The organism is Rickettsia endosymbiont of Rhinocyllus conicus, assembly GCF_964026465.1.
GTDB lineage: Bacteria > Pseudomonadota > Alphaproteobacteria > Rickettsiales > Rickettsiaceae > Rickettsia.
Genome location: NZ_OZ032155.1, coordinates 916,936 through 934,826 on the forward strand (window position 1 = coordinate 916,936; position 17,891 = coordinate 934,826).

The following is a 17,891-nucleotide window of genomic DNA, read 5'->3' on the forward strand; positions in this document are numbered from 1 at the left end:
TCTTTTGCTGATAATCCTCACGTATTAAGTATACGCTGCGGTTATCAGCTTCAAGACGCCTTGCTCTTTTCCAAATAAAACTTCGTCTACTTACTCTTCATGTTAAGAATATGTATATTTTTCTTGCGGTTTACTATGTCATTCCCGCGGAGGCGGGAATCCAGAAAAAAGTCTGTCATACCGCGGCTTGACCGCGGTATCTCAGGACACATTCTATGGCACAAGATCCCATGATCAAGTCACGGGATGACAATATAATTGACTGGACTCCTGCCTCCGCGGGAATGACATTATAAATATTTATGCAAAAATTAATTATTCACGGCGGTAAACCTCTCAAAGGTATTATCAATATTAGCGGTGCTAAAAACGCTGTGCTTCCTATTATGGCAGCTTCTATACTGACTGATAAACTACATATTACTAATGTTCCAAAATTAACGGATGTTAGTACTATGAAAGAATTACTAAAAAGTCATGGAGCAGGCATTGAAATAATAGAACATGAAAATGAGTTCGAATTAGTAATTAATGCTGCAAATATCAACAACTTAACGGCAGATTACGAGATAGTTCGTAAGATGAGAGCATCTATTTGGGTGCTTGGTCCTCTGCTTAGCCGTTATGGTAAAGCAAAAGTATCTCTACCTGGTGGTTGTGCCATTGGAGCTAGACAAGTAGATCTGCATATTGCAGTTTTAAAGGCTATGGGAGCTGAAATTACAATTGAAGATGGTTATATTAACGCTTCAACGGCAGGGCGTTTAAAAGGTACTCATTTCATTTTTGATAAAATTTCGGTTGGAGCTACTATCAATGCCGTACTTGCAGCTGTTCTAGCAGATGGTGAAACATTGCTATTTAACTGTGCTAGAGAGCCTGAAATAGTGGATTTATGTAACTGTCTTAATAAGATGGGTGCAGATATTTCCGGAATTGGTACAAGCGAAATAAGAATAAACGGCAAAGATTCTTTAAGTGAAGCAAGTTACAGAGTTCTACCTGATCGTATAGAGGCAGGGACTTATATGTTTGCCGCAGCTATTACTAAAGGTGATTTAAAACTTTACGGCATTGATTATCATATCATAGAAAATATTGCTTTAAAACTCATTGAAACAGGTATAAAAGTTATGCCTATAGATAATGGAGTGCAGGTAACTTATACAGATAAGTTAAATGCCGTAAATTTAGAAACTAATCCATATCCAGGCTTTGCTACAGATTTACAAGCACAATTTATGAGTCTTATGACTATTAGCCAAGGTTCTTCAATAATTACTGAAAATATTTTTGAAAATCGTTTTATGCACGTACCTGAATTATGTAGAATGGGTGCGGATATAACAGTGCGGGGTAATCAAGCAATAGTACAAGGCGTTAAAAGCTTAAAAGGTGCGGAAGTTATGGCAAGTGACCTTAGAGCTTCGGTATCGCTGATACTAGCAGGTCTAAGTACTGATAGTGAAACAGTATTGCACCGTATATATCATTTAGATCGCGGATTTCAAAATTTAGAGAAGAAATTAAATAATTGCGGTGCGGATATAAAAAGAGTATAATACAAATTATTTATTGTTATAGGTTAATGTAATGCCGTGACTTATGCTTAGGTTGTTGCATGGCTTGAAAAATTGTATTTTTATTACTGGATGCCGCAGGTACAAGCAACTAAATGACACAAGAACTTAATAACATAAAAAATTTATTATTTTAACGGAGAGAATAATGGCAAGAATTACAACAGAAGATTGTAGTAAAGTTATACCTGATAGGTTTCAGCTAGTTATTTATGCAACTAGATATGCTAAGTTATTAAACTATAAAGTAGAAACTAATCAAAGCAAGAAAGAAAAGCGTGATAAACCTCCGGTTATCGCATTACGCAGAATTGCTTCTGGAAAAGTATCAGTAGCTCAGTTAGAACAAGATTTTATTAATAGCCTACGTACAAGAAGTAGAATAGAGCCTATTGTTGAACAAGACGAATCAGAAGATTTAGAAGAAAAATTTGAATATTTACCAGAAGTTTATATTGGAGAAGATTATTCTGATTTAGACGATCAAATTTTTACTGAAGAAACCGGTGAAGACTTTGAAGATAAATAAATGATTATAGGTGTTGGTACGGATATAGTACAGATTCCTAGAATTGAAAAGATAATAAAATTATATCCAGAAATTTTTCCTAAAAGAATTTTAAATACCGAAGAATTAAAAAAATTTGCTTTGCTAAAGAAAGAAAGTCATGCTACTTTTTTGGCAAAGCGTTTTGCTGCTAAAGAAGCAATTAGTAAAGCTTTCGGTGTTGGTATAGGGCGTGGTATTAATTTTAAAGATGTCACGGTGCTTAATGATGAATTAGGCAAGCCAATAGTAAAGATAGATTCAGTTTATACTCAAAAACTTCCTCCTTTTAATATCCATCTTTCCCTCTCTGATGATTACCCCATTTGTGTAGCTTTTGTAGTTATTGAGAAAATTATTTTATAAGTACAGCACATTCCATAAAGGTCGATACAAGCGAATTTTGTAGGATTTGCCTGTGCTCACGTAGTTTATCTACGCTGTTGCAGGCTCACCTTTAAATTCATCTTGTCTAGACCTTTTTGAAACATGCTGTACCAACATCCATAATATAAGTCAATAAGAATTAAGTTTAATAATAGCATGAATAAAAGCTAAGAATGACAGCTAAAGCAAGTTTAGGCAGTTTACGATGATTTTTAATTTATTTATTATCAATCATATTAAGATTTGATATTTTTTTGTTCATAATTATGAAATTTATATATTAATTAGTTCAGAATGTAATTTTAAGACGTGTTTGTCATTATCTCCTTTAATATAATAAGCTGGATTTTGCTCACTAGCGTTACGTTTAATTTCTTTATCCTTAATCTTTTTAATTATAGGATCATAATAAACTTTTTGAACTGTACCCTTGAGCTTTTTTCCGTACCATTTCCAAAAAACTATAGAACCTTCTTTATGAAAATTTGACATCGTATTATTTATAATATGTTTTTTGCATGTATGTATTATAATAGTATTGGACAGTTTTTATTCTATGTCATTCCTGCGGAGGTGCAGTAGTGTCCGGAAAAAAATGCTAAAATTAGTTATTTTTTACTATTTTTCTGGATTGCCACGCGGTCTACGACCGCTCGCAATGACGGTTTTAATAATACTCCAATTTTCTCCGGACACTACTGTAGCAACGGCGGGAATCCAGCATAAATCGAGCTTTTATATTCTAAAAAATTGCTGTATTTAGACTTTTTTTCCTGGATTCCCGCTTCCGCGGGAAAGTATTGTTGCGTGGATCGAAAAACGTCCTAAGGTATTCATCTAGTTGCTTGGGAACTAGATCCAGAAAATAAAAAGAATACTAATTTTATTAGTATTTTTAACTGGATCCCGTGAATAAATCACGGGATGACAGGGGGAGAATGATCCACGCAGGTAATGCCGCCACGGGATGACACTGATGGTGCTTTTTAATCCATGCAACAGAATGAAAATGTTTTTAACGTTTTACTAGCTTGTTATAATATTCTGCTAAGACTTTTACGCCATATAGCCATATTAAACATACTATAATAAAACTGAACATTAATAAGCCTGCTATATCATTATGCACAGCATTTGGGAAGATGCTAAAGGATACGAATTGAATAATAGCACCTATCGATTTACCGATCTTAGTTCCCATAACATCAACGGCAGCTTTACCTTTGGTTTTCATTTCGCTATCTAGCGGAATATACACCATTTCTTTAGTAGCGTCAAAAAGTGAGTATTTTACTGATTTAGCAATCACATGCCACAAACCGCCAATAAAAACTATTACAATAAGCGGTGAGCTATAACCCAGCGTATCTATAATATTTTTTAAGTGATTTTCGAACACTGTAAAGGAGAAAAACATCACGCCCGCTCCAAACATCATAATAGGTGTAATAATTGCTCCCCAGAACCAACCGCATAATCTAATTAAACTGCTTACTAAAAATGCACTAACTAAAGTAAGTACCCCTGTCCAAAAAAATACCTTACCGTGATATGAAATAAAATCTTTTGTATCAGGATATAGTTGTTTTACTTTGGACATCCATAATCCTTCAATTAAGCTAATGCTCATCGAATAAGAGATTAAAAGAATACAAATAAAACCAAGATATTTAGAAGTTAATATTATTTTTGTACTTTCAATTAAGCTTAATTTTAATATATCTGTTCTTTGATTTTTAAATTTGATGTTTTTATCGGCTTCTACAATTTTTTTATCGATAAATTTATGCAGAGCTAAACAAATTAATCCTGAGACTAAAATAACGCTAACAAATGATTTTAAAAGAATTTCATTGGTGTCGCTTAAATGAGAAAATAATGGCAATAGGAAATGTTCGCTTTTAGCAAAATAGATAATTATTGTTCCGGAAATTAGTAGATTGGTTTGTCCAAATAAAGTAAAAAATGAGTAAAACCTAGGTGCTTCTTCGACCTTAGTAATTTTATTTGCTAGCTGCCAATATAAGAGAGTAAAAACTATTACAGGCCATAACTCGCCCATTATATAAAATAATACTAAGCTCCATTGTCCCCAAATTATTATAAACCATTTTAAATGTGGAAGTAATGTTATGTAATGTTTGACTAATTCAGGATCAGGATGAAAAAATTCTCTATATGGAAATAGAACAAAACCGAAAATAGCGAAAAAAAGCAAAAAAGTACCGGTAATTATTCTAAAAACCTGTTCCGTGGTCATTATATTACAGAGTTTAAAATAGAGAATAATGAATAAAACACCCATTGGCATTTCACCCCAAAGCTTGATAAAACTAAGTACCTCCGTACTAATTAAAGTAACAACAAAACTATCCTTAATACTGCGAACTAAGTTCTGATTAAGTAAAATAAAAAACATTAATAAAGCCATAGGTATGAATTTGGTTAATTCATATGATCTAATCGGCCAAACTATATGCCTAAATTTACTATTTCTTGCTCTATTCCAAAAGGTGAAGTTAGAATTCACGGCGTCCATTAATTTACCTATGAGCTTATTTTATAGAGTGTTAAAGAACTCTAATGCAACCTAGACTATAATAAAAATTATGTCAAGATTTTTAAATAAGGTCATAGTATATTGTTATATTTAATCGCTGCTTCAACAAATCCAATAAATAAAGGATGAGCTTCAAAAGGTTTTGATTTAAACTCCGGATGAAATTGTACTCCCACAAACCATAATAATTTTGGTAATTCAATTGCTTCCACAATCTTTTTATCTTCTGAAAATCCGCTAAACTTTACGCCATTTTTTTCAAAAATATCTTGAAAATCATTGTTGAATTTGTATCTATGACGATGTCGTTCACTTATTTTAAGTTCTCCATATGCATTAGCAGTAATACTATCCGATACTAAATTACATGTATAAGAACCAAGACGCATAGTCTTTTTTACATTTTCTATTGTGATATCTGATGGATTAAAATCCTCATCATTTTTGCTTATTCTTTCAATAATTTTTGTACCAGCTGTTTTAAACTCTTCCGTTACAGCATCTTTAAGACCTACTAAATTACGAGCTATTTCAATAGCAGCAAGCTGCATCCCAAAACATATGCCAAAAAAAGGTATATTATTAGTTCGAGCATAATTTACTGCTAAGATCTTTCCTTCTGTTGCTCGCTCACCAAATCCACCTGGAACTAATATTCCGTCAACACCTAATAATTTTTTAGAAATATTTTCATTGGTTACATTTTCTGCATTTATCCATACTAAATTAACTTTATATTTATGATATATGCCAGCATGGTCAAGAGCTTCGATTACTGATTTATAAGCATCTTTTAATTTATGATATTTAGCTATAATAGCGATTCGTACTTTTGAATGAGATTCTTTTAATCTTTCAATTATCTCATGCCATCTATTTAATTTAGAAGGTGCAATAGTAAGATTAAAAAATTTTAATACTTTATTGTCAAGCCCATAATCATGGTAAGCAAGAGGTACTAAATATATATTTTTCTGATCTATTGCCGGAATAACATACTCAGAGTCTATATTACAAAATAGAGCTATTTTTTCTATTTCGCTTTTAGCAATTTTGCGTTCTGCTCGGCACACTAAAATATTCGGCGAAATACCGATAGTGCGGAGTTCTTTTACAGAATGTTGAGTAGATTTAGTTTTTAGCTCACGAGCAGTTTTAACATATGGTAATAAAGTTAGATGAATAAATAAACATTGTTTGCTTTTTAATTCATTTCCGATTTGTCTTATAGCTTCAAAAAAAGGCAACCCTTCAATATCACCTACTGTACCGCCTATTTCGCAAAGTACAAAATCAAAACCTTTGGTATTAGAAAGTATAAAATCTTTTATTATATTTGTAACATGTGGAATAACCTGTACAGTAAGACCGGTATAATTTCCTAATCTTTCCTCCTTAAGTAGTTTTGAGTATACAGCACCTGTTGTGATATTATCAAACTTACAAGCAGGCACCCCTGTAAAACGCTCATAATGCCCAAGATCAAGATCAGTTTCAGCCCCGTCATCGGTAACATATACTTCACCATGTTGATGAGGATTCATTGTTCCAGGGTCGACATTTAAATAAGGATCTAGTTTCCGTAAACAAACTTTAAAACCTTTTGCTTGCAAAAGCATTGCAAGAGAGGCGGCAGTTAGACCTTTACCTAAAGATGAAACTACTCCGCCTGTAATAAAGATAAAACGCACCATTCTTTAAACTAATTGATTCTTTTCATAAAATTTTACTGCTTTACTTAAATCTTCAGGTGTATCAACCGAAATAGGGACATTATTAACTAAACATGTGCCGATTGTCATGCCATTTTCAAGAAGTCGTAATTGCTCTAAGCGTTCTGTTTTCTCTAAAAATGTTGGTTCAAGAGCCACAAATTTTTCCAAAGCACTTTTACGAAATCCGTACATCCCCACGTGATATAAAAATTCTTCCGCACCATTTGGAATAAGACTACGTGAAAAATATATGGCTTTTCCCTGAGAGTCAATAGCTACAGTAACATTACTTGCAGCTTCTACTGAATCTTTCTCTACTTTTACTACAGGAGTTACAATATCATATTTGCTATTTTTTAAATCTTCTATTACTTTTAAAATTGATTCCGGTTCAATGAAAGGCATATCACCTTGCACATTAACTATATAATTAATATTTTGATTATTTGGAATTAACTTAAAAGCTTCATAAGTACGATCAGTACCAGTTGGAATATTACTATCGGTAAATATAACTTTCCCTCCGAGCTTTTCAATTACGCTTGCTATCTCCTGTGAATCAGTCGCAACATAAATATGTTCAAGATTAGTTTGATTTACTTGTTTAAATACACGTTCGATTAGAGTAGATGTGCCGATTAGCTGTAGAGGTTTACGTGTAAGTCTAGTTGAGCTAAGACGGGAAGGGATGATTATAGCAACGTCTTGATGCTTCATGAATTTACCTTATTTAAATTAAATCCGAAAATAATTGTTGACAGATTAGCCTTTTTCAGCGATAAAGTAAAACATAATTTTAAATATTATTTATTGTCCCAAATTTGGGAGAAAAACCCCGCACTTGCAGTGCGTCGTTTTAACATATAGAATGTAGAGATGCAGTATTACAAGAAGATAAGCCACACAGTTTACGATTGCACTTATCATATAGTATGGGTGACTAAATATCGATATAATATATTGGTTGGTGATATTGGTAGGAGAGTCAAGGACCTAACCCAAGAGATATGTAAGGATAATGGAGTAGAGATATTAAGAGGGAAGATAGCTTCAAATCACGTACATATCTATGTATCTGTGCCACCTTATCAAAGTATTAGTAAGGTGGTACAGTATCTAAAAGGAAAGAGTTCAAGGAAGATTCAGCAGGAATTTCCAGAATTACGGAAACAGTATTGGGGTAAACACTTATGGGCTGTTGGATATTTTGTCAGAACCACAGGCAATGTGACTGACCAAATGATCAAGGATTATATTGATAAACATGAATCGAGAGATGATAAGTTTGGAAACTTTCAAGTTGAAAACTAGCTATAGCTAAGGCATTGATGCCATAATCTTAAGCCCTGCATTTGCAATGCAGGGTGGTTAACTATACTAAGTATAAAACTTTAACGTATAAATTTAAAAAGTAATATAGACGAAGTTTTATTTGGAAAAGAGCAAGGAGTTCATAAGACGAGGAACGAAGCGTATACTTAATATAGTTTCGTACCGCAGTACTTATAGAACATTGTCGCCAATTTTTCAAATAAAGCGAGTATATAAATATATTTAAGAGCTCGTAGCTCAGTTGGTAGAGCATTTGACTTTTAATCAAAGGGTCCCGGGTTCGAATCCCGGCGAGCTCACCATATTATTTAACCGTTTTACCGAAGTTAAAATAATTTCTTATCCTAACTTCGCATTCTATAGTTAATTCAGCCCTATTTGGTGACAATTGTGAGAAAAACCTAATAAGTAATAGGTAAAAAGATAAACAGCAAAACACCAAAAATATTAATTAACTATGGGTTTGTAGCTCAGCTGGTTAGAGCACACGCCTGATAAGCGTGAGGTCGGAAGTTCAAGTCTTCTCAAACCCACCATTCTCCAGTTCTTGGTATTTTTTTATAACACATCAAACGTCAAACATAGCTTAAAATCAAGCTTTTTGGTATTTAAAGAAAAGTTAAAGAATACTAGGTTTACTAAATTCCTTTTTTCTGCAATTTTCGAACTACTTTAAAAATCATGAATGTATTCCGGATAAATCTGATATTTAAGCGTTATATTCCTAATATAACTTTATAATTTCCATCCTATCACACTTTAAAGATATAAGAACCTAAGTACTTAAAACATTGTAACAGTTTATTATTCAGGGTGATTATCAAGGAAATTATTAATATCCCCTATCAAAGTGTTTATAACAGATAATTTTAGTTGGGCTTCTGAATCTTGTTCATACTTATTATCAGCTTTATGTAATAATCCTGTGTGAATACTATAAAGCTCTAAAAGAACGTTGCTAAGTCCCTCACGCTTAGCGTTTTCAAATCCAAATATTTTTTTAACCCCTCTAAAGTTTTAAGAGTCATATTATTACTTTCTATCTTATTTTCGATGTTTTTTAAAATTTGTTTATACATAGCAATACTCTTATCAAATAATTAATCCGCATATAAATAATTTAAGAGCTTAAAACAATCAATATATTATGGAATAATATAGAAGTTAATTTATAGTTGCAATGAGAATCAATTAGAAATGTCCACAAAACCTAATATTTTAGTATTTTCTTTTTCTTTATAATTATGCTAGTCTAAGGTTATATCGAGAGTATCTTTATTATAGTTTATATCTAATAAGTTAATATCAGGGTCATAGGTTAAAATGTTATTTAACATGTAAATAGTATAAGTTTTATTAAAGCTATTTAATATTATATAATTAAAATCTACTAAATGCCTCAAGGTTTTTATTTCTTTTAAATTAGCAAATCTCATATCTAGGTAACCTGCTTCATTTAATTCTAGCTTATCTGAATTTAAATAAATATTTTCATTTGTAGTTTTGCCCATTTGAAATAAGTATAAACATAGATATTTACCACCCATTATATGAGGAAAAAATCTATCACCCAATAGTCCAAATACAAATTCATTATTAAATATATTGTCTCTGTTTTTGCCATAATAAAAGCTTTTAGGCTTAAGTGCTACAATTGCACCCATAAATACTTCTGCATCTTCAGCTTTTTCTATCCTTAGCATATGTATAAGCTAGTTTGTTTTAAATCCTTATAACAAATTTCATAAAAAAATCTATAAATTTTTAATACTTTATTTAAGCTTAAATTCTAAGTAGAAAATCTTATATTAATATTATTGCAAATAAAACATAAAAAGGTTACGCAATAAGATAAAACAAATTATAATATCGCCAATCTAAAGTTTAATTATCAAAAACATGAAAACAATATATAAAACTGCTTTCTTAAGTAATTAATGTAAATCATTAATTAAATTTCTGTTGCATTTTCAAACTTATTTTTATAACCTTAATTATTACCAATTTTTAATAAAGAAATAGTTATGGTTAAAACACTTGTTCAAACAATGATAGAATTATGGTACGGACCATATGAAAATTTTATAAACGCAATAAAAGAACAAAATGAAGAAAAAGCACTTAGATATATTAACGAAATAGACCCCAAAGAATTTAACAAAGCTAGTGATAATGGCTACACAATTTTAATGTCGGTTGCTAATAAGGGGTTATATACAGTTTGTGAAAGGCTTGCTTTTAAAATGACATATGAAGCTATCAATCAAGTTAATAATAGGGGTGATACGGCATTAAGTTTAGCTGAAAATAAAAAATTTAAAGATATATGTAATTTATTATGTGAAATAAGTTTTCAAAAACTTAAAGATAAATTAAATGATAAAATTAAGAAAATAGCTATAGATCAGGAGCAAATAAAAGAAGCTGCGGATAATATATGGGATGCTGCTAATTCTATTAGTTGCAGCGAAGATAAAAGAGAAATAGAAAATCTTATAAAACCACTCTTAAATAATTTTACCAAAAAAGATATTTTTAGTGTGGAGATAAAAGTCAAAAGAGTGATAGAGCAGCAGAAGATAGAACATAATCAATTAAAAGAGCAATTAAAAGCACAAGAGGTTATTGGTAAACAAGTATTATCAGCAAAAATTGCAACATTTGAAGAATTAATAAATAAGCTAAATTGTGAAATAAGTAATAAGGAGAGCTCTTCAATAAAAACAATGTTAGGGGGTATATCAACTAACATTAATAAACTTAATAATATTGTCACTAAAAAAACAGCCAATACGGAGGAAATAACTGATGATGCAAGAAATGCAAATAATAACCTGCAAGCTCTTGTAAAAGATATAAATGAAATAACTGAACTTATAGAAACAGTAAATAAATATTTAAAATTTCTTCCAGCTAATGAAATTACCAAATATAATATTGCAACCTTGGAAGAAAAATTTCTAAAAGAAATAGAACACTTTAAGATAGATAATGATTCAAAAGTTTTAGGTATTACCATTGAGGGATATTAGAATGAGATAAAGCTTAGTCGTCATTACGAGGAGATTTGTAGAAGAGGGCGAAAGCAATCTCGTTAAGCCCCCTGAGATTGCTTCGCCGAAACTTAAAGTTTCTTCTCGCAATGACGATTCTTAAGTCTTGTATGCATTGCTGCGTGGATCATTCCCTCCTGTCATCCCGTGATTTATTCTATAGTATCGGACAGTTATTATTCTATGTCATTCCTGCGTAGGCACAGTAGTGTCCGGAAAAAAATAAACGTTGTTATTATTGGGTTTTTTCGTCATTGCCACGCGGTCTACGACCACTCGCAATGACGGTTTTAATAATACTCCAATTTTCTCCGGACACTACTGCACTTTCGTGGGAATGACATACAAAGTCACCTACATCTGAATAAAATATAACATTTTTTTAATAATTGTCCGGTACTATAGGCTTGTCCACGGGATCCAGCTAAAAAATACTAATAAAATTAGTATTTTTTATTATTTTCTGGATGCCGCAGGTACAAGCAACTAGATGACACCGAGGGCGTTTTTCGATCCACGCAACAATGCCGCCACGGGAACAACATAGAATAAAAAATGTACTTAGATACATATCTTAAATGCTTGCACTGTGTTTTTGAGCAAAAAAGCAATAGTCATAGGTCCGATGCCGCCCGGGACAGGGGTAATATATTTGACTTTAGATTTAACATTTTCAAAATCGACGTCGCCAATAATTTTATTACCGCCGATTCTATTAATTCCTACGTCAATTACTATCGCATTTGGCTTAAAATATTCAGAAGTTAATTTTAGAGGTGAGCCGATAGCTGCAACAATAATATCGGCTTTGGAGGTAATAGAACTTAAATTCTGTGATTTAGAGTGGCAAATAGTTACACTGCAATCCTCTTTTAAGAGTAATGCACTCAAAGGTTTGCCAACGATATTTGAGCGGCCAACAATTACGGCATTTTTACCGCTTAAATTTGGTTCATGTTTCTTAATTACTTCAAGGCAGCCAAGAGCAGTGCAGGGTACAAATCCGTTATCAATCCCGCTATGTAAATAACCAACATTTAAAGGATGAAAACCATCAACATCTTTAGAAGGCGAGATAGCAGATAAGATTTTATTTTTATCTATAGAGTCGGGTAAAGGAAGCTGAACTATGATTCCTGAAACATTTTGATCAAGATTTAATTCACTGATTTTTGCTATTAAATCTTCTGTTTTTATAGTAATAGGAAGATTTAATAACAGCGTATCAATACCTATTTTATTGGCATGTTTTATTTTATTTTTGACATAAATAATACTTGCAGGATTGTCACCAACTAAGACTATTGCTAGTTTTGGTGATTCTCCTGTTTTGTCTTTAAGTTTTTGAATTTCATGCTTTAACTCATTTAATATTTCACTTGCTAAAGCTTTACCGTCAATTACGTTATTCACTCTTATTTGCTTCTCCGAATTTGGTGGTTGAGTACTCAAAATGTAAAGCTTTGCCATCAAATACTTTACCATAAGCGTGATGAAGGCTGCTTGCTGCTTCAGCAAAACCGGTAAGAATTAGTTTAAGCTTACCGCTATAATGAGCAACGTCACCAATAGCATATATACCTGAAATATTAGTTTGGTAATGTACAGGATCAACTTCAATATGATGAAGTTTTATATCAAGTCCCCAATTTACTAAATTACCTAACTCCTGCTTTAAACCAAAAAACGGTAATAATATATTAGCATCTAGCTTTCGTGTGTTATTTTGTAAGTCTCTAACTATAACAGTTTGAAGTTTGCTATTATTTCCATCTAATGAATCTAGTTGATAGCCGGTAACTAACTCAATTTTTCCACTTTCTGCTATATCTTTTAATTGTCTTAAACTCTCATTTGCTGCTCTAAATTTATCACGTCTGTGAACTAGATATATTTTATTAGCAATTTCAGAAAGAGAAATAGCCCAATCAACAGCAGAATCACCGCCACCTGCTATAACTATATTTTTACCTGTAAACTTACTGCGGTTATTAATAAAGTAAAAAACTGATTCATTCTCAAATTCTTCAATATTTGCAAGAGGAGGCTTATTAGGACCAAATGAGCCAGCTCCAGCTGCAATAATGATTACTTTGCTTTTAATAACAATATCTTTTGAGGTTTTTACTTCAAAAAATTCACCTTCTTTTTTTAATTCTACCGCTTGTTGGTTTAAGTGATAAACCGGATTAAACGGAGCTGCTTGTAATTCCAGTTGTTTTATTAGCTCTGCTGCGGCAATTTTAGGGTAGGCTGGTATATCGTAAATAGGCTTTTCAGGATAAAGTGTAATACACTGACCACCTATAACCTCTTGTGCATCGATTAAATGGCACTTCATTCCTAACATTCCTGCTTGAAAAATGGCAAATAACCCACTAGGTCCTGCACCTATTATTAAAACATCAGTATTGTGCATTATTATTTTATATTTGATTTTAAAACAGGATTTTATTGGATATTAGGGAAATAATCAATTGTTATTAATTACAATGTTTAAATAGATATTGATTTAATATGCCCTAACTTAGCCCAAGTAAGAATTTTTTGATCTCTAGTAAGTAATGTAGCCCCAAGACATTTTGCTGTTGCTACAATAATTCTATCGGCTGGATCGTCATGAAAATCATCCATAAGGGAAATGCTTTCTGCTGCAATCTCTGAAGAAATATCTTTAATAGCTAATCCATTAATATCTGTTATAGAGTTCAGAAAATCTTTTATAGGTTCATAGATATTAATACGCTTTTTAAAACTAAGCATGGCTATTTCCCATAAAGAAATAGAACTTAAAAATAATTGTGAATTTTCTTGAGCTAGATTAATCTTATGTTTTATATCATCTGATAATTCTTTAGGTTGTAATAATGACCACAGTAGAACATGTGTATCTAATACTAAAGTATTATTCATGTTCCACGTTCCATTTTTCTTCTATTGGTTCTAATATATTACCCTTTATCTCAGCTTTATTTTTTAGCATACCAAATAATGAGATTTTTTTATTATCCATAGGTAATATTTGAGCTACAGCTTTATCTCTTTTAGTAATTATAATAGATTCTTTATCGGTTTGTAATTTATCTATTATTTCAAGACAATGAGATTTAAAGTAACTGATTGCTATTTTAGTAGACATTTTATATCGCACAAAAAGTAAAATTATCTTTATATTATAATGGTCAGATGTAATAGTCAATTATATTTTTATCTAGTCATAATTACTTGTATCATTTTGGCTTTTAAATCTTTTTCTTATATCTTACATTAACTTCTCAACTTCTTCTTTGGTTAAACCTGTAAAATATATTATTCCACCCAAAGGTTTATTCTTTTCTAGCATTTTTTTTACCATAGTAGCTTTTTCTTCTTCTCTTGCTTCTGCTTTTCCTTGTTGCATCCAGTGGTAAGCTATACTTTTCATAATATTTATTTTTCTAAATCTTCTTTAGATAATTTGGTAATTTTTATAACAGAATCTAATGATATACCTTCTTTTAGCATCTTCTTTGCCATAATAGCTTTTTCTTCTTCTCTACCTTGTTGCATCCAATGGTGAGCTATACTTTTCATAACGTCTTCTCTTTTTTTGGAGTTTAATTTTGACTAATATAAAACGCACTATATACATTTTCTACTAATAGTACAACAATAATATTATTTTTTTAATTAATAATAAAAATAGATATAAAATAAAACAAGTTTATTCCTTTAAAAACTCTGTGAGAAAAATATCATAAAAATCATTTAAAATGTATAAGATTTGTAAAAGATTAATAATAGAAATTAATTATTTTTAATTTAATACAGGATATTTATGAAGAATAACCTTAAGGTCCTACGTAATATTATTGTTGTTAGTATTTTAATATTAAACAGCAATAAAATTTTTGCTACTTCTGTAAATTTTTCAGTTACTGCAACAGTTCAGCCTTATTGCTCAATTGCAGCAACTAATTTAAGTTTTGATCCCTATACCTCTCAAAATAATAGCGATAAAACATCCGTTATTACCGTAACTTGTACTGCTGGCACAGGTTATCATGTAAAATTAGATTCGGGTCAAAACAGTAGCTCTACTAGTACTCGTAAGATGAAAGGTGCTGCAAGTGCTAGTAATTTACTTCAGTATTTTCTCTATTCTGATTCTGCTAGAACTGTTATTTGGGGAAATAACGCAAATAATAGTGATTCACCACCAGGAGCAGGTACTGGTCTTGCTCAAACCTATACTGTTTATGGTCGTATACCATCAGGTCAGAAGACTACTGTACCGGTAGATAATTATAGCGATCAAATTGCAGCAAGCATAACAATCCCATAAATATCTAAACTTAATAATTATAAGGTTATATGTTAAAAAAATATTTTAATTTAGTGATATTTTCACTGGTATTATTTTCAAATCTATCCTCTGCTGCTAATTTTACTATTATGCCGGTAAAAATAAATATTAATAAAAATGATAAAATAGCAACCATAAAATTACAAAATAATGATCTAATGGAAAGAAGTTTTCAGTTAACAGTATTAAAAAGAGAATATGAAAACGGCAAAGAAGAATATAAAGAAAAAAAAGATTTGATAGCAACACCTTTAATGTTCCCTGTACAGGGTGGTAAAATCCAGATAATCAGGATTGCTGTAAAGGATAAAAAAAATGTTTCCACAGCAGAAAATGCTTATAGAATTTCTGTAAAAGAATTAGCACATAAAATAAAAATAGATAATACTATCACTTCAACAGTAGATTTTATTGTCGAATTTAACGTACCCATAACAATTTCCAGCTAAAAATTTTTTAATTTAATAAATCAAAGCCATGTGCTTTTTATATAAAATAATATCATTATTTATAGGTATTATTTAATTCATTAAGCTATGCAGAAATTACAGATGATAGTGAATTAATTGTTTCATTAAAAGTAAATTATGTAGAGACGGATATATTCCCGACAATTATGCAAAATAAACAAGGGAATTATCTAATCCCCCTTGAAGATATTGAGCATTTTAACGTGCAGGAAGAATATCTAAAACAAGGCTTAGTGACTTATCATGATATACAATATGTTAATTTAGATTTATTAACAGGCACTAAATATAGTTTAAATCATGAAAATTTAGATTTAGATATTATTTTTCCTACCGAAAAAATGCAAGGTCAATCATTTAATGCTACTGATATACCTATTAAGGAAGTTGACAATAAGCTAATTAATGGAGCATATTTCAATTATAATCTTACCCTTACTCAAGATGATCATAGTAATTATCTAGCAGGGGTAGAGGAATTGGATTATGCCACTGAAAACGGCGTATATAGTTATAGCTTTTTATTTCAAAGCAAAGCCGTTAATTCAAATTTTTCCAAAGTAAGGAGTGCTCAAAAAAACTATAATAAGTTCACTCGTTTAGAAACTAATTGGACATATGAAAATGAAAATAAAATGACCAATTGGCGAGTGGGTGATAGTTTTACAAAACCGGCTATTTGGTCTAATTCAACTAGATTTGCTGGAATTCAATATGCTACTAATTTTTCTGTGCGACCAAATTTAATCATTTATCCTTTACTTGATTTCAGGGGAAAATCAGAGCTTCCTAGTAGTGTTGAATTATTTTCGAATAATATTCCTATATATAATGCAAAAGCTAGAATGGGCGATTTTGATATAAGCAATATTCCGGTTATTACGGGTAGGGGGGATTTAATAGTTAAAACGCAGGATATAACTGGTAAAATCGAAACAATTACCATTCCTTATTATGCAGCACCGAGCTTACTACGTCCTGGACTTTCTGATTTTTCGTATGAAACAGGTTTTCAAAGGCAAAATTTTACGGCTCTGTCGCATCTATACATCATGTCTAGTATTTTCACTAAAACCTAAGATTTTAGATATTATGCTGCCATTAACATTTTAAAGTTTTCAAAAGTAGATACCTGCTCATTAGCTCCTACTATTTGTCCTTTTTGAATCATACGAATATTTTCAATACCAGCAATAGTTATCTTAGCACTACGGAAACTCTTAAAACCAAGCATTGGCTTAGTTCGTTTCTTAACAAATCTATGATCTTGTTCTATCAAATTGTTCAGATATTTATTTTGAAGTATTTTTATCTTTTGTTCTTTAGGTGAGTTTTTATTAAAGTCAGTAAGAGCCGAAGTATTACTACCACTCTTATCTATTACTACCTTTTTAGGTATATCGTTACTCTTAAAGGCTTTTTTAAAAAACGCCTTAGCAGCTGCAGCATCTCTACGTTTTCTTAATAAGAACTCAATAGTATCGCCACAAGAGTCGATGGCTCTATATAGATATACCCATTTACCATTGAGCTTAATATATGTTTCATCCATTCTCCAGCTATTGCCAATCGGTTTCTTACGTTTTCTAACCTCCCTATCTATCAAAGGAGCAAATTTAATTAACCATCTTTGAAGAGTAGCGTGATCTATTTTAGCACCTCTGATACTTGCCATCTCCTCAAGTTCTCTGTAACTTAACGAAAATCTACATTTCATATACACAAATAACATGATTATCTCAGGAGATGAACAAAATCCTTTAAAATACTTCAAAAGTTTTGGTGATATTGCAAATGGCATACTGCTAATTTTTTGGCTCTTTATAGCCTATATTACGACACTTGGCAATAGATGCGACAGAGCCAATTTTACTATTAAGAGTAATGATTATAAATATTTAA

20 protein-coding genes and 2 tRNA genes are annotated in these 17,891 nt (G+C 31.2%); 10 read left to right on the forward strand and 12 right to left on the reverse strand.

From position 1 onward, the window contains the following. Window positions 1–302 precede the first annotated feature (302 nt). The 3 genes from murA (at window position 303) to acpS (ending at window position 2,493) form a co-directional block, all read left to right on the forward strand. Entirely contained in the window at window positions 303–1,562 is a 1,260-nt protein-coding gene (gene murA / locus AAGD54_RS04855; protein WP_341794254.1) for a UDP-N-acetylglucosamine 1-carboxyvinyltransferase, read from the forward strand. 166 nt (window positions 1,563–1,728) lie between these two features. Then, complete coding sequence (rpoZ, locus tag AAGD54_RS04860) at window positions 1,729–2,109, forward strand: DNA-directed RNA polymerase subunit omega (RefSeq protein WP_011477654.1); 381 nt, start codon at window positions 1,729–1,731, stop codon at window positions 2,107–2,109. Continuing rightward, window positions 2,110–2,493, forward strand: coding sequence for a holo-ACP synthase (acpS, locus tag AAGD54_RS04865; protein WP_341794255.1), 384 nt, complete (start codon window positions 2,110–2,112; stop codon window positions 2,491–2,493). Between the two features lie 294 nt (window positions 2,494–2,787). On the opposite strand, the gene AAGD54_RS04870 is transcribed toward acpS, so the two are convergent. The 4 genes from AAGD54_RS04870 to AAGD54_RS04885 all read right to left on the reverse strand — a co-directional run bounded on the left by AAGD54_RS04870 (window position 2,788) and on the right by AAGD54_RS04885 (window position 7,506). Beyond that, window positions 2,788–3,006: a DUF2945 domain-containing protein gene (locus tag AAGD54_RS04870; protein WP_341789147.1), complete on the reverse strand. Its 219-nt coding sequence runs from the start codon at window positions 3,004–3,006 to the stop codon at window positions 2,788–2,790. Window positions 3,007–3,529: 523 nt separating this feature from the next. Further along, window positions 3,530–5,053: a nucleotide exchange transporter Tlc2 gene (gene tlc2 / locus AAGD54_RS04875; protein WP_341794256.1), complete on the reverse strand. Its 1,524-nt coding sequence runs from the start codon at window positions 5,051–5,053 to the stop codon at window positions 3,530–3,532. A gap of 92 nt (window positions 5,054–5,145) precedes the next feature. Then, entirely contained in the window at window positions 5,146–6,768 is a 1,623-nt protein-coding gene (locus AAGD54_RS04880; protein ID WP_341794257.1) for a CTP synthase, read from the reverse strand. A 3-nt stretch (window positions 6,769–6,771) separates the two neighbouring features. Next, entirely contained in the window at window positions 6,772–7,506 is a 735-nt protein-coding gene (locus tag AAGD54_RS04885) for a 3-deoxy-manno-octulosonate cytidylyltransferase (protein ID WP_341789150.1), read from the reverse strand. 159 nt (window positions 7,507–7,665) lie between these two features. Between AAGD54_RS04885 and tnpA the strand changes: the two genes are divergently transcribed. The 3 genes from tnpA (at window position 7,666) to AAGD54_RS04900 (ending at window position 8,657) form a co-directional block, all read left to right on the forward strand. Further along, a complete protein-coding gene (gene tnpA, locus AAGD54_RS04890; protein ID WP_341794258.1) occupies window positions 7,666–8,100 on the forward strand; it encodes an IS200/IS605 family transposase in 435 nt (144 codons plus the stop codon). Window positions 8,101–8,347: 247 nt separating this feature from the next. Next, window positions 8,348–8,423, forward strand: a tRNA-Lys gene (locus tag AAGD54_RS04895). Between the two features lie 157 nt (window positions 8,424–8,580). Further along, a tRNA-Ile gene (locus tag AAGD54_RS04900) sits at window positions 8,581–8,657 on the forward strand. A gap of 711 nt (window positions 8,658–9,368) precedes the next feature. On the opposite strand, the gene AAGD54_RS04905 is transcribed toward AAGD54_RS04900, so the two are convergent. Next, window positions 9,369–9,824 carry a hypothetical protein gene (locus AAGD54_RS04905; RefSeq protein WP_341794259.1) on the reverse strand — a complete coding sequence of 152 codons (456 nt, stop codon included), beginning with the start codon at window positions 9,822–9,824 and terminating at the stop codon, window positions 9,369–9,371. 321 nt (window positions 9,825–10,145) lie between these two features. On the opposite strand from AAGD54_RS04905, the gene AAGD54_RS04910 reads away from it, so the two are divergent. Continuing rightward, the gene (locus tag AAGD54_RS04910; RefSeq protein WP_341794260.1) at window positions 10,146–11,153 is read left to right on the forward strand and encodes a hypothetical protein; all 1,008 of its coding nucleotides are present in this window, start codon (window positions 10,146–10,148) and stop codon (window positions 11,151–11,153) included. A gap of 582 nt (window positions 11,154–11,735) precedes the next feature. Here the strand turns inward: AAGD54_RS04910 and folD are convergent. From folD to AAGD54_RS04940, 6 genes are all read right to left on the reverse strand, one after another. Further along, entirely contained in the window at window positions 11,736–12,587 is an 852-nt protein-coding gene (gene folD, locus AAGD54_RS04915) for a bifunctional methylenetetrahydrofolate dehydrogenase/methenyltetrahydrofolate cyclohydrolase FolD (RefSeq protein ID WP_341794261.1), read from the reverse strand. Continuing rightward, window positions 12,580–13,593, reverse strand: coding sequence for an NAD(P)/FAD-dependent oxidoreductase (locus AAGD54_RS04920; protein WP_341794262.1), 1,014 nt, complete (start codon window positions 13,591–13,593; stop codon window positions 12,580–12,582). Before AAGD54_RS04920 ends, folD begins: the two co-directional genes overlap by 8 nt. 77 nt (window positions 13,594–13,670) lie before the next feature. Beyond that, entirely contained in the window at window positions 13,671–14,087 is a 417-nt protein-coding gene (locus tag AAGD54_RS04925) for a type II toxin-antitoxin system VapC family toxin (protein WP_341794263.1), read from the reverse strand. Beyond that, complete coding sequence (locus tag AAGD54_RS04930; RefSeq protein WP_341789156.1) at window positions 14,080–14,313, reverse strand: type II toxin-antitoxin system Phd/YefM family antitoxin; 234 nt, start codon at window positions 14,311–14,313, stop codon at window positions 14,080–14,082. The genes AAGD54_RS04925 and AAGD54_RS04930 overlap by 8 nt, the downstream gene beginning before the upstream one ends. Before the next feature lie 123 nt (window positions 14,314–14,436). Next, window positions 14,437–14,574 (reverse strand): hypothetical protein, encoded by a 138-nt coding sequence (locus AAGD54_RS04935; protein WP_341794264.1) that lies wholly within the window; start codon window positions 14,572–14,574, stop codon window positions 14,437–14,439. Window positions 14,575–14,603: 29 nt separating this feature from the next. After that, window positions 14,604–14,747 carry a hypothetical protein gene (locus AAGD54_RS04940; RefSeq protein WP_341794265.1) on the reverse strand — a complete coding sequence of 48 codons (144 nt, stop codon included), beginning with the start codon at window positions 14,745–14,747 and terminating at the stop codon, window positions 14,604–14,606. Between the two features lie 244 nt (window positions 14,748–14,991). On the opposite strand from AAGD54_RS04940, the gene AAGD54_RS04945 reads away from it, so the two are divergent. The 3 genes from AAGD54_RS04945 (at window position 14,992) to AAGD54_RS04955 (ending at window position 17,068) form a co-directional block, all read left to right on the forward strand. Further along, window positions 14,992–15,498: a spore coat U domain-containing protein gene (locus AAGD54_RS04945; protein WP_341794266.1), complete on the forward strand. Its 507-nt coding sequence runs from the start codon at window positions 14,992–14,994 to the stop codon at window positions 15,496–15,498. 29 nt (window positions 15,499–15,527) lie between these two features. Continuing rightward, window positions 15,528–15,968, forward strand: coding sequence for a molecular chaperone (locus AAGD54_RS04950; RefSeq protein WP_341794267.1), 441 nt, complete (start codon window positions 15,528–15,530; stop codon window positions 15,966–15,968). Window positions 15,969–16,135: 167 nt separating this feature from the next. Then, window positions 16,136–17,068 (forward strand): fimbria/pilus outer membrane usher protein, encoded by a 933-nt coding sequence (locus tag AAGD54_RS04955; RefSeq protein ID WP_341794268.1) that lies wholly within the window; start codon window positions 16,136–16,138, stop codon window positions 17,066–17,068. Window positions 17,069–17,079: 11 nt separating this feature from the next. Here the strand turns inward: AAGD54_RS04955 and AAGD54_RS04960 are convergent, their stop codons facing one another. Beyond that, window positions 17,080–17,790, reverse strand: a complete 711-nt coding sequence (locus tag AAGD54_RS04960; RefSeq protein ID WP_341794245.1) for an IS6 family transposase — start codon at window positions 17,788–17,790, stop codon at window positions 17,080–17,082. Between the last annotated feature and the right edge of the window lie 101 nt (window positions 17,791–17,891).